Source organism: Paludisphaera mucosa (assembly GCF_029589435.1).
Taxonomy (GTDB): Bacteria; Planctomycetota; Planctomycetia; order Isosphaerales; family Isosphaeraceae; genus Paludisphaera; species Paludisphaera mucosa.
On sequence record NZ_JARRAG010000002.1, the window covers coordinates 4,837,977 to 4,850,794 of the forward strand.

9 protein-coding genes are annotated in these 12,818 nt (G+C 71.4%); 2 read left to right on the top strand and 7 right to left on the bottom strand.

Annotation, left to right across the window (positions count from 1 at the left end; all coding sequences use genetic code 11):
- The first annotated feature begins 59 nt into the window (after positions 1-59).
- Both PZE19_RS28705 and PZE19_RS28710 read left to right on the top strand, forming a co-directional pair.
- Positions 60-758, top strand: a complete 699-nt coding sequence (locus tag PZE19_RS28705) for a hypothetical protein (RefSeq protein WP_277864034.1) — start codon at positions 60-62, stop codon at positions 756-758.
- A 28-nt stretch (positions 759-786) separates the two neighbouring features.
- On the top strand, positions 787-2,874 hold the full coding sequence (locus PZE19_RS28710; protein ID WP_277864035.1) for an SWIM zinc finger family protein: 2,088 nt from the start codon (positions 787-789) through the stop codon (positions 2,872-2,874).
- A gap of 10 nt (positions 2,875-2,884) precedes the next feature.
- On the opposite strand, the gene PZE19_RS28715 is transcribed toward PZE19_RS28710, so the two are convergent.
- From PZE19_RS28715 to PZE19_RS28745, 7 genes are all read right to left on the bottom strand, one after another.
- Complete coding sequence (locus PZE19_RS28715) at positions 2,885-3,457, bottom strand: HAD family hydrolase (RefSeq protein WP_277864036.1); 573 nt, start codon at positions 3,455-3,457, stop codon at positions 2,885-2,887.
- Positions 3,458-3,487: 30 nt separating this feature from the next.
- Positions 3,488-7,432 (bottom strand): efflux RND transporter permease subunit, encoded by a 3,945-nt coding sequence (locus tag PZE19_RS33275; protein ID WP_277864037.1) that lies wholly within the window; start codon positions 7,430-7,432, stop codon positions 3,488-3,490.
- Between the two features lie 31 nt (positions 7,433-7,463).
- Entirely contained in the window at positions 7,464-9,092 is a 1,629-nt protein-coding gene (locus PZE19_RS28725; protein WP_277864038.1) for a heavy metal-binding domain-containing protein, read from the bottom strand.
- 105 nt (positions 9,093-9,197) lie between these two features.
- The gene (locus PZE19_RS28730; RefSeq protein WP_277864039.1) at positions 9,198-9,659 is read right to left on the bottom strand and encodes a hypothetical protein; all 462 of its coding nucleotides are present in this window, start codon (positions 9,657-9,659) and stop codon (positions 9,198-9,200) included.
- Between the two features lie 131 nt (positions 9,660-9,790).
- The gene (locus PZE19_RS28735) at positions 9,791-10,450 is read right to left on the bottom strand and encodes an O-methyltransferase (protein WP_277864040.1); all 660 of its coding nucleotides are present in this window, start codon (positions 10,448-10,450) and stop codon (positions 9,791-9,793) included.
- A gap of 128 nt (positions 10,451-10,578) precedes the next feature.
- A complete protein-coding gene (locus PZE19_RS28740) occupies positions 10,579-11,628 on the bottom strand; it encodes an acetyltransferase (protein ID WP_277864041.1) in 1,050 nt (349 codons plus the stop codon).
- 27 nt (positions 11,629-11,655) lie between these two features.
- A complete protein-coding gene (locus PZE19_RS28745) occupies positions 11,656-12,786 on the bottom strand; it encodes a cellulase family glycosylhydrolase (RefSeq protein ID WP_277864042.1) in 1,131 nt (376 codons plus the stop codon).
- Positions 12,787-12,818 lie beyond the last annotated feature (32 nt).

A 12,818-nucleotide genomic window follows, 5' to 3' on the forward strand; every position in this document is an offset into this window, starting at 1 on the left:
CCGATTCCAATCGCGTAATCGGCCGGCGGGGACGTCGTTCATCCGGGAGTCGAAGCATCATGAATTTACGCCCCTGGTTCCGCGCCTCGGTGTTCGTGGCGGCCTCGCTGCTGGCCGCGGGGCAGGGCGCGGCCTTCGCGGACCAGTTCGTGCTGTTCGACGAGACGTTCACCTTCACCAAGGAAGACGCCGACAATTCGAAGCCGAGCAAGTCGCACTACTACGTGACCGGGACGAAGATCAACCAGGATCGCCCCAAGGACTGGACCGCGCCCGTCGACTACCGCAACGGGACCGTGCACATCCGGGCCGAGGTCATCGAGAAGCCCGCCGGCGGGGCCCCGACGACGTGGACGCTCTGCTACATCCCCAACAAGGGGCGGGGGAACGGCTACGGCTGCACCGGGACCCAGATCTACACCGAGAAGGGCGTCTACGAGAAGGACGTCCGCATGACCGAGTTCTGGGAGAACGGCTCGATCGTCTGGACCGAGGGGATCAAGCAGATGGACCTCGTCATCAAGGACGACAGCGGCGGCCGGGGCCACGCCCACAAGCGGGCCGACCACGAGAAGTTCTTCCCGACGAAGATGCGGATCACCATGGTCCAGGTCTCGGCCGGCTCCACGTACGACCCGAGCCTCGTCCCCAACCTCCCCGGGAAGGACGACGCCCCGAAGCCCGCCGAAGAGGCGAAGCCGTCCGCGCGGGCGGCCGTCAAGGACGAGGCGTGCGCCTCGTGCGACGCGGGGCGATGAGGGCGGGCGATCCGCGAGGAGCCTGATCATGCCGCGATCGAAGTCCGCGACGCCCCGGTCGAAAGACGCCGAGAAGGCCGAGGCCGGCTGGCGCGAGCTGCAATGGTCCGACCTGGAGGGCTGGGCCGGCGAGAAGGCGGTCGCGCGCGGCAAGGCGTACCAGGAGGAGGGCCGCGTCCAGGACCTGAGCGTCGCTCAGGGCGGCGACCTGCTGGCGACCGTCGAGGGGAACGAGGACTACGCGACCCACGTCTGGCTGGAGCGGGCCGGCGACCGGCGGCTGCCGGAGTCGGAGTGCACCTGCCCGGTCGGCTACGCCTGCAAGCACGCCGTGGCCGCGGTCGTCGAGTACCTCAAGGCCCTGGCCGACAAGCGCGAGGTCCCCGCCGCCTCGGAGGACGACCCCCGGTGGTATGAGCTGGACGCCCCCGAGGACGACGGCTACGACGACGAGCCGGAAGCCCGACCCAGGAAGTCGGAGAAGGCGTCGAAGGAGTGGGACGAGAAGATCCGCAAGCATCTGCGGACGATGCCCCAGGAAGAGCTGGCGGACCTCGCGTGGACTCTGGTCAAGAAGTCCGCCAGGGACTACGAGGCCCTTCGCGAGCGGCTCGCGCTCCAGGAGTTGGACCCCGGCGGGCTGATCGCCGAGGCCCGCCGCGAGATCAAGGCGACGACCTCGATCCAGGCCTGGCGGAACCACTGGGACGGCGCCGGCGAGCTGCCCGACTACCGCCCCACCCAGCGCCTGCTCCAGCGGCTGCTGGACCTGGGCCGGGCCGACGACGTCGTGGCCCTGGGCCGCGACCTGATCCGCAAGGGGATCGACCAGGTCGGGAAGGCCGACGACGACGGCGAGACCATCGAGCGGCTCCACCGCTGCCTCCCCGTCGTCTTCGAGGCCGTCTCGCGATCGAAGCTCGCCGCGCCCGACCGCCTGCTGTTCGCGATCGACGCCGCGATGGCCGACCCGAGCGACGTCGTGGGCGAGGCGGCCGACGCGGTCTTCGAGGCGCCGTACGAGGCCGAGGACTGGTCGGCCGTCGCCGACGTCCTGGCCGCCCGCCGCAAGGCCCTCCCCGCCCCGACGTCCGAAGACTACGGCGCCCGCTACGATCGCCGGCAGCTCGCCCGCTGGCTCGCCGAGGCGCTGGAGAAGGCCGGCCGCCGGGCCGAGCTGCCGGCGCTCTACGAGGCCGAGGCCCGGCTCGCGGGCGACTACGAGTGGTTCATCGCCTTCCTGATCGAGGAGGGCCGGCTGGTCGAGGCCGAGCACTGGGCGCGCGAGGGCGTGGCCGCCAAGATCGCCTCCGAGCCCGGGACCGCGTCGCACCTGGCGAAGATCCTCGCCGACCTCGCGGCGAAGCAAGGCCGCTGGGACGTCGTCGCCGCGCACGCCGCGCGGGCCTTCTTCGACCAACCCCACGTCGACACGTTCCAGGCCCTGATGAAGGCCGCCGCGAAGGCCGGCGTCGAGTCGACGGTCCGCGCCGGGGCGCTGCGGTTCCTCAAGACGGGCGTCACGCCCTACGAGGTCGTCGGCGCCAAGGCCAAACCCAGGGCCTCGCGGACCAGCGCCCGGGGCAAGGCCGGGAAACCGCAGCCCGAGCCGGCCGTCGAACCGTCGGGCCCCCGCGTGAAGGTCGACCCGGCCTGGCCGCTGCCCCTGCCCGACGAGCTGGTCGCCTTCCTGGAGCGGCCCTGGGGGGGCACCTCGGCGGCCCCGCGCTGGAACGTCTTGATCGACCTGGCCCTCGCCGAGGGGAAGCCCGACGAGGCCCTGGCCTACTACGATCGGATGCGGGCCGGCGAGGGCCGTTCCGAATACGGGGTCGGCTACTACGCCGACCGGATCGCCGAGGCCGTCGCCGGGTCGCATCCCGAGCGTTCGCTCGCCATCTACAAGGACGCCCTCGACGCCCGCCTCCCCCAGGCCGACGCCGCGGCCTACGAGGCCTGCGCGAACTACCTCGACCGGCTCAGGCCGATCTACCAGGCCCTCGGCCGGACCCCCGAGTGGACGGCCCTGGTCGCCTCGATCCGCGAGAAGTACCGCAACCGGCCCCGCTTCATGGAGCGGCTCGACGGCTCCCTCGGCCCGTCGAAGGCGAAGTGACCGGGGCTCGTCAACCGCGACCGGCCGGCAGCCAACCGCGCTTCTCGAGGACCCGCACGTCGGCCGCGTCGCGCAGGGTCGCCAGGTAATCGGCCAGCCGGGGCAGGACGTCGTCGTCGGGGTCGCCGAAGTAGGGGGGGACGTAGACGGCGTTGCCGTAGTGCCGGGCGACCTTGCCGGGCGTGTCGTCCACGATCAGCGTCCGCCGCAGGTCGAAGCCGCGCCTGCGGACCTTCGCCAGGTCCTTGAGGAGCACGTCTTCACGCGTCTCGGGGTCTTGCCGCCGCGTGCACCGCCCCCGTCCCCAGGCGAAGGCCGGCGCGAGGCCCGCGGGCAGGATCGCGTCGACGACGTGCCGGACGTACGCGTCGGTGGCCGACGACCAGAACGCCGGCGTGGCCCAGCCCGCGCACGACGTGAGGAACGCGTCGAGGTGCGGCCGCTTCCACACGGAATACGCCCCCACGACGAAATCCGCCGGCCGCGGCGGCGGCCCCTTGGCCGCGTGGATCAGCGTCTCGTCCAGGTCGAGGATCAGCAGCATCGCGGCCGACGGTCGCGCGAGGTCGGGATCACGGGCCATGGCGTTTGCGATCGCCTCCGACGTCGTTGTTCACGCGACTTCCGGACGTCGGACGTCGAACGGGCCCAGGCCGTGCAGCCGCCGCCATTCCCACTTCTTGACCGCGAAGTAGAGGACGGGGAGGAAGACGTCGATGACCTCGTCGGCGATGAGCAGGCCGCCGAGCACCGGCGCGGCCATCGGCCGGATGACCTCGGCGCCGACGCCCGAGGCCCAGAGCATCGGGGCGATCGAGATGATCGTCGTCCCCTCGGTCAGCAGCTTCGGCCGCAGGCGGTGGATCGCGCCTTCCAGGATCGCCTCCTTCAGCTCGTCGACCGAGGCGATCGCCGCCAGCCCGCCGCGTTCCGCGAGGGCCTCGCGCAGGTAGACCAGCATGACGATCCCCGTCTCGGTCGCCATGCCGAAGCAGGCGATGTAGCCGACCCACACGGCCACCGAGAAGTTGAACCCGAAGAGCCACTGGAACATCGCCCCGCCGGCCAGCGCGCCCAGGACGCTCGTCATCATCAGGGCCGCGTCGATCCAGCTCTTGTAGGTCAGGTAGAGGATCAGGATGATCACCAAAAGGACGGCGGGGAAGACGACCTGCAGCGTCTGGCGGGTCTTCAGCTCGTTCTCGAATTGGCCCGACCATTCCAGGTACATGCCCTTGGGCAGCTTGACCTTGTCGGCCACGACCCGGCGGGCCTCCTCGACGAAGCCGACCTCGTCGCGGCCGGTCACGGTGAGCTGGACGTACGCCCGGAGCAGGCCGTTCTCGCTCTTGATCATCGACGGACCCTCGACGATCTTCACCGTCGCCACCTCCGACAGCGGCACCGTCGCGGCCGCGGCGGGGGCGGCGTCGGAGGGCGGCTTCGCGGCGCCCATCCCCATGCCGCCGGAGGCTTCGCCGGTCGAGCCCCGGGCCGTCACGAGGATGTTCTTGAGCGACTCCTCGTCGGCCCGGAAGTCGCGGGCGTAGCGGACGCGGACGGGGAAGCGGCGGCGGCCCTCGACGGTCGTGGTCAGCGGCCGGCCCCCCATGGCGACCTCGACGACGTCCTGCACGTCGCCCACCTGCACGCCGTAGCGCGCGGCCTTCTCGCGGTCGATGTCGATCTCGACGTAGCCCTTGCCCACGATCTGGTCGGGCACGACCCCGCCGGCCCCCCGGACGGTGCGCAGCGCGTCGGCGACCTGGCCGCTCACGCGCTGGATCTCGTCCAGGTCGTCGCCGAAGACCTTCACGCCGACCGGGGTGCGGACGCCCGTCGCCAGCATCTCGATGCGGTTGATGATCGGCTGCGTGAAGATGTTCCCCCAGCCCGGAACCTGGAGCGCCGTGTCCATCTCGTCGACCAGGTCCTGCTTGGTCTTCCGCCACAGGAACAGCCGGTCGGCGAACGGCTTCGCGAGCGCGGCGGCCAGGGCTTCGCGGTCGTCGGCCTTCGTCCCCTTCGCCAGCTCGTCGATCGCGGCGTCGCCGGCCGCGACCACGGCCCGGTCGAACAGCTCCCAATTGAGGTCCCGGATCCGGGCCTTGAGGTTCGCGTCGCGCGCCTCGACGAGCCGGGCGGCGATCCGCTCGAAGGTCGACGGGGCCCGGCCGCCGATCGCCGCGGCGGCGAGGTCGCGGGCCCGCTCCCACGGGGAAGGGGGGCCCGTGAAGAGGTCGGGCGCGTCCTGGAAGACGCCCAGGGCGACGAGCCGGCCGGTCGCGACGCCCGCGACCGCCGCCACGTCCTCGACCGCCGCACCGGCCGCCAGCCGCTCGCCGAACGTCGCGGCGAGGTCCTTCGCCAGCGCCTCGCGCTCGGCGGCGGTCGGCCGCCTCCTGATCCGCCTCGGGTCGGCGCGATCGACCAGGGCGTCGACGGCGGCTCCCGCCAGGGCCAGGCCGAGCGCGGGGCGATGCTCGCGCAATCGCCGCAGCGCCAGCTCGCGGAGCACGGCGTCGACCCGGGCCGAGACCCGCATCGCCGCGTCGTTCAGGATCGTCTTGCGGGCGTCGGGGGCGGGGGGATTGACGAGGCCCCGGGCCTCCAGCGCCCGGAGGGCGGCGTCGGCCTGCCAGAGGGCGTCGTCGAACTTGAGCTTGCGCTTGGTCCACAGCTCCTTGTCATGGAGGTTGATGATCGTCTCGACCATGTCGAGCGGCGAGGGGTCGGTGGCGGTGTCGGCGCGGCCGGCCTTGCCGACGACCTGGGCGACCTCGGGGAACCCGCGCAGGACGGCGTCGCGGGCCTTCAGGTCCTCGGTCGCCTGGGTCACGGAGATCCGCGGCACGCTCGTCGGCATGTCGAGGATCGAGCCCTCGTCGAGCGGCGGCATGAACTCGCTGCCGAGCCGCGTCGCCGACAGCCAGCCCAGGCCGAGGATCACCACGAACAGCCAGCAGACCAGCGTCGTCCGGTCCATCAGCCACGAGAGCATCGGCTTGAAGATGGTGATCATCGTCCGCACCAGCCACGAGTCGTCCTCGGACTTGATCCGCCCCCTCAGGAAGATCGGGATGAGCGCCGGGACCAGCGTGATCGCCAGCACGGCGACGCCGATCAGCGCGAACGTCTTGGTCCAGGCGAGGGGGTGGAACATCTTCCCCGAGCGGCCGGTCAGGGCGAAGACGGGGAGGAACGACAGGATCGTGATCAGGACCGAGAAGAAGATGGGCCGGCCGACCGTGCGGCAGGCCGGGATGATGACGTCGAGCGCGTCGCCCCGGACGGGCCGGTTGCCGAACCGCCGCGTCAGGTGGTGCGCCGCGTTCTCGGTCATCACGACGGCCTGGTCCTCCAGGATGCCGACCGAGATCGCGATGCCCGCCAGGCTCATGATGTTCGACGGGATGCCGAAGATCCGCATCATCAGGAAGCTGACGAGGATGGCCAGCGGCAGCGTCAGCGAGACGATGAACGCCCCGCCCAGGTGGCCCATGATCAGGACGATCATGACCGTGGAGATGAAGATCTCCTCCAGGACCGTGTCGGAGACGGTCTCGAGCGCCTTGCCGATCAGCGGCGTGCGGTCGTAGAAGGGGACGATGCGGACCCCCTCGGGCAGGCCGGGGGAGAGGGCGGCGATCTTCTCCTTGACGAGCCGGGTGACCTCCAGGGGGTTCTCGCCGAACCGCATCATGACCACGCCGCCGACGACCTCGCGGCCGTCCTTCTCCAGGACGCTGCGCTTGAAGCCGGGGCCCATCTGGACGGCGGCGATCGTCTCCAGGTAGATCGGCGTCCCCCCGCGCTGGGCGACGACGCTCCGCTTGAGGTCGTCGACGCCGCGGATCCAGCCGACCGAGCGGATCAGGTACTCGGCGTTCCCCTTGTGGATCACCCGGCCGCCGACGGCCGAGTTCGACCTCTGGACGGCCGAGTAGACCTCGCCCAGGCTCACGCCGTAGGCCCGCAGCTTGTTGGGGTCGAGGTCGATCTGATACTCGCGGGGGGCTCCGCCGACGGTGGCGACCTCGGCCACGCCGGGCACGGCGCTGAGCTGGTAGCGGACGTACCAGTCCTGGATCGCGCGCAGCTCGTCGAGGTCGACGCGGTCGCCCTCGACCGTGTACCAGAAGATCTGGCCGACGGCCGTGGCGTCGGGGGCCATGTAGGGCGTGACCCCCTCGGGCATCTCGGGTGCGACGGTCGCCAGCCGTTCGAGCACCCGCTCGCGGGCGAAGTAGTAGTCGACCGAGTCGTCGAAGATCACGTTGATCATCGAGAAGTTGAACTCGCTCGACGACCGCACGACCTTCACGCCGGCGAGCCCCTGGAGCTTCGTCGTCAGCGGATACGTGACCTGGTCCTCGATCTCCTGGGGGCTGCGGCCCATCCAGTCGGTGAAGACGATCACCTGGTTCTCCGACTGGTCCGGCACCGCGTCCACCGGCATCGTCGCCAGCGCGCGCAGGCCCGCCACCGCCACCGCGATCGCGGCCGCGATCACGAGGAACCGGTTGCGGATGGACCACTCGACGACGCCCTCGATCACGGACGGAACTCCTTCGCGCCGACGGGGCCGTTCAACGGCGGAGCGTCGGGGCGTCGGCCGCGGCGGCGCGTTCGGGCTTGCGGGGCTTGCCGGCGGCCTTGGGGTTGAGGCGGGTCTCGGCGTCGATGAGGAACGAGCCGGCGGCGGCGACGACCTCGCCGGGGGCGAGCCCCTCCAGCACGGGGTAGCGGCCCCCGGAGACGGCGCCGACGACGACCTCGCGGCCCTCGAAGACGCCCGGCTCGGCCTCGACGTAGACGATCTTCCGCGAGCCCGCGTCGACGACGGCCGACTCGGGAACCGTGAGGACCGAGCCGCTCGGGACCGGCTCCAGCCGGGCGAGGTACCGGGCGGGCGTCCCCTTGAGCTTCGCCTCGCAGCCGGCGCAGCAGATCCAGAGCTTGCGGCCGTCGACCTCGACGGGAAGCGGGTCGCCCATCGAGCCGAGCCTGGCGTCGGTGACCAGGCACTTCTCCTGCTCCTCGACCGTCAGGACGGCCTTGTGCAGGCGGCTGCGGTCGGGCTTCGCGGCCAGCCGGGAGCGGAAGGCGGGGGCGTCGGCGACGGGGGTCTCCAGGGTGACCGTGGCGAACATGCCGGGCCGCAGGCGGAGGTCGTCGTTCGCCAGGTCGTAGCGGACCACGGCCGTCCGGGTCTGGGGGTTGAGAACCGGGTCGATGAACGCCACCGAGCCCGAGAAGACCTCGCCGGGGAACGCCTCGACGGTCGCGTGCACCGCCTGGCCCTCGTGCACGAGCGCGAGCTGATTCTCGTAGATCTGCGCCTTGACCCAGATCCGCGAGAGGTCGGCGACCTCGAAGAGGGTCTGGCCCTCGGCGACGTAGTCCCCCTCGACGACCCCCTTGCGGATCACCACGCCGCCGATCGGCGCGAGGATCGCCAGGCGGGACTCGGCCTTGCCGTCCTTGAGGATCTTGTCGACCTGCTCCTGGGTGATCCCCCAGAGCTTGAGCCGGTCGGCCGCCAGCCTGACCAGGTCGCGCGGGTCGCCGAGCACGCGGTTCGCGCCCGCCCCGGCCTGGGCCGAGCGGTGGTGCAGCAGCATCTCCTGGATCGCCTGGTACAGCTCGGGGCTGTAGATCTCCGCCAGCGGCCGGCCGGCCTCGACCCTCGTGCCGGTGAAGTCGACGTGGAGCTTCTCGACCCGGGCCATGCCCTTGGTCTTGGACGAGATCCGCCGCAGCCGACGTTCGTCGATCTCGACGGCGCCGACGGTCGTCACGGTCTCGGTCAGGGGGGCGTAGCTCGCCGCCACGGTCCGCACGCCCGCCTGGGCGATCCGGTCGGGCGTGAGCGCCAGCCGCGACAGCACGCCGGCCGGCAGGGTCGTCTCCTCGCCCTTCTTCCGCTTCGAAAGCGGCATCCCGCAGATCGGGCACGACCCCGGATCGGCCTGGACCACCGTCGGGTGCATCGGGCAGTAGAACTCGGAGTCCGAGGCCGCCGCGTGCGCGTGGCCGGGCGGCCGGCTCCACTTCTCGTAGTGGTTCCAGAGCGTATCCCAGTATGCGAAGACCAGCCCGGTGACGGCCATCAGGGCCACGAATCGCAGCCGCAGCTCGACGACCTTCATCACCATCCGGAACTTCGTCCACCCGCCGAGCGGGGGCTCGACGGGATCGGGGGCGGGGGCGGACATGTCGAAAATCTCCCTACCTGCGCGGGATACGATGCGGAGTTCCGTCGACTTGGATGGGGGCGGTTCGTCCGTCTCGCGCGGCGAGAAGGACGGCGCGGGAAGTCGTCAGATCAGCAGTCGCGAGGTGCGCATGTAGAGAGGGCGAGGGCTGGGGTCGGGATCCGAGGACCGCGTCGAAACGGCGACGGCCGTGACGGCCGAGGTCCGGGACGACGACGTGGCGAAGGGGGCGTCGGTGGATTCGACGGGCTTCGGGGCCTGGGGGCGGTCCGAAGGGGCGGCCGGCTCGTCGGCCCGGCACTCGCAGGACGAGGTGGGGACGGCGGGCGTCAGGACCGCGGTGCGGACTTCGACGCCGATGGAGGCGGTTGACGTGTTCGGGGCGATCGACCGCGAGGGGCTGCAGCAGCCGCAGGCCGTCTGGACGCGAGTCGCGCAGCAACCGCGGGCTGCGGCCGGGGCCTGGGCGGCGGTCGAGCAGGCCGAGGCGGCTCCCGCGGTCGACAGCATCGCCGCGACCGCCGTGAGGGCGATCATCGCGAGCGGGCTGGTCCGGCGGGTGGTCATGGCCTGGCCTGTTCCTTCGAAACGGATCGGGGGCGTCTCACTGGATTATACGACGAATCGGGGATCGGGGAAGGCGGACCCGGCGGAATGGGCGGGGACGCCCGGTTTGGGGGCGTCCCCGGCGGAGCGTCTCAGCGCTTCTTGAGGGTGACGCCGAGCCCGGCGCCGTCCATGAGGAGGAACGAGGTGTCCAGGTCGGGGTTGGTGGTGATGGCCTCGACGTACTTCGGGTTGGGGGCCGGGGTGTGCATGTTGTGGGCGAGGATCAGGCCGCCGGGGCGGACGAGCGGGAGCAGCTCGCGGAGGTAGGCGTCGTAGCCCGGCTTCTCGGCGTCGATGAACAGGACGTCGATGGGCTCGGTGTTCTTGGGGGCCGTCTCGTGGGCGTCGCCCATGGTGATGACGATCAGGTCCTCGACGCCCGCCTTCTTGAAGTTCGCCTTGGCGACCTCGACCCGGCCGGGGTCGATGTCGTGGGTGTAGAGCTTGCCGCCGGTCTTGCGCAGGGCCAGCGAGAAGTACAGCCCCGACTCGCCCGTCGACGTGCCCAGTTCGACGACCCGCTTGGCGTTCACCGCCTCGACGAGCTGCCGCATCAGCCGGCCGTCGGCCTCCGAGACGTTCGCATACCGCTGCCCCTTGCGGGCCTCGACGATCGTCTCCAAAATCCGCTTCTCGCCGTCGTCCTTCGCCAGGGCGGGCTTCTGGAGGTTCGCGTCCTGGGCGAAGCTCAACGCGGGGGCGAGCAAGGCCGCGGCCAGCAGGGCCAGGGCCGTCGTATGGGCGTTCATGATGGCAGGGTTCCTTCGGTTCGGAGAGGTCGATCTCTGAGGTCGCCCGCGGATCCGGGCGGATCCCGGCCGGGGGCGGTCGACCCTTTCGAGTATCCTCCACGCCAGGGGGCGATTCCAGGAGGCGATCAGGTGTAGGCGTAATCCGCCTCGATCGGCGTCAGGTAGAACGGCCGGTCGCGGGGCAGGAGGGCCTGGCGGTCGCGGAGGCGGAAGTCGAGCGGATGGCGGGAGATGAACCCGGCGCGGCGGAGGGCCTCGACGGTCCAGGGCGGGGCGGCGAACGCCTGGGCCACGTCGGCGCCGCGGCGGGCCAGCTCGCGGGAGAGGAGGAGCAGGGCGGCGTGCCAGGCGTCGGGGTCGTCGTCGTCGAGGAGCAGGTCGACCACCCGGCCGAGGACGATCCGGCCGCCGTCGCGTGGGATCGAATTCACCAGGGCGAACCCGCGCACGCGTCGATCCGCGTCGCGGACGAGGAGGCCCGCGGGCGCCTGCCGGGGGTACCGCAATGCGTAATTCAGCCGCTCGGGCGTGCGGGCGGCGACGACGGCGAATCGCGAGGCGGCCCGGACGACCTCGACGACCTCGGGCCCGAACGACGAGACCGGCTCCAGCTCCAGGCGGGCGTCCGCCGTGCGAGGCTGGTGGATGAGGCGGCGGGCGAGGTCGCGCGAGGCCCGCGCGGCCTTCCCCGGCGATCGGCCGCCGGCGCGGAGCCAGCGGAGCGGGTTGAGGATGCGCTCGTGGACCGTCACCGACGGCATCGAGTCATACCCCCCGCGGCGGATGACCGAGCGGCCGGCGTCGCTCCCCCCCAGGCCGAACTGGACCGGGGCCGCCTCGTGCGCCCGCCGCATCAGGCTGGCGCCGAGCGAGCGGTGCTCGCGCGAGCCCAGCCAGTCGATCATGTGCAGCGCCGGGACGGGGGCGGGAAGCCCCGGGCCCGCGAAGGCCGTCGGCACGAACCCCACGTGCCCCACGATCGCGCCCGCCTCGTCGACCGCCACCAGGCTCCGCGGGGCCGGCTCGGCGACGTCCCCCTGCGACTCCAGGTACTTCCAGCGCAGGACGTCGACCGCCGCGAACTCGGCGTCGGCCGGCGTCTGGAACCCCGAGGTCAGGAACCGCCCCAGGGCCTCCAGGTCGCCGGCGGCCAGGGGACGGATCGAGACGGTCATGCGGGGCCTCGGGCTTCCATCGGGCGTTCACTTCGCGGCGCCGGTGACCGACTTGATGTAGCCGACCTCGGCCGGGTCGTAGGGCTTGCCGTCGCGGCGGAGGACGTCGTGGAACCAGACGGGGGGCTCGGCGGCGTAGGGCTTCTTCCACGAGTCCCAGGGGTAGATGGTCTGGCTCTTGCCGTCGATGAAGCCCCAGTTATACGCCCCCACGCCCTCCTTCTTGAGGTAGCCGAGGATCGGGTCGAACCGGCTGCCGTTGGGCCGGGCCATGTACTCGGTGCAGAGGACGGGGCGGCCGTACTTCTTGAGGGCGTCGACGTCGGCCTTCATCCGGTCGGGCGGGTTGTAGTTGTGGAAGCTGATCACGTCGGACTGGTCGATCTGGAACTTGTTGATGGGCGTCAGCTTCGCCGGGTCGGTCAGGTCGTTCTTCCAGACGCCCATGGTCAGGGGCTGGCTGGGGTTCAGCGGGCGGATCCAGGCGAGTTCCTTCTTGAGGAGGTCGAGCGCCCGGTCGGCCTTGTCCTTCAGCTCGGTCGAGCCGTAGCTGTTGGCGTTGGGGTTGTCCAGCTCGTTGAAGAGGTCCCAGGCGTGGACGCGGGGGTCGTCCTTGAAGCGGCCGACGACGCCGACGACGTAGGGCCTAAGCTCGTCGTGCCGCGCGGGGTCGCCGAGGATCGCCCGGCCGGGGCTCTGGACCCACCCCGAGTTGTGCAGGCCGGGCTTCGGCTCGCGCTGCTTGCCGGGCTTCGGGTCGGTGTCCCAGACCCCGTCGAAGAGGACGAGCATGACGCCGATCTCGTGGCGGTCGGCGACCGCGAGGAACGCGTCGATCCGCTTCAAGAAGCCCTCGGGATCCTGCTTGTAGGGGATGTCGTGCAGGAAGACGCGCATGCTGTTGAAGCCCAGCTCATGGGCCCAGCCCAGCTCGCGGTCGACGGCGGGGAGGTCGAAGGTCTCGGCCTGCCACATCTCGAGCTGGTTGATGGCCGAACTGGTGCAGTAGTTGCAGCCGACGAGCCAGGGGTGGGCCTCGCCCCAGGCTTTGGCCCGGGCGACCGGCCAGGGGCCGTCGTCGCCCCGGGAGGGCGTGCCGGCGAGGGCGATTGCGGCGATCGCGACGATTCCCGCGAACGTGGTGCGCGTGCGTCTCATGGCGATGTCTTCATCCATCCGGGGGAGGGGGG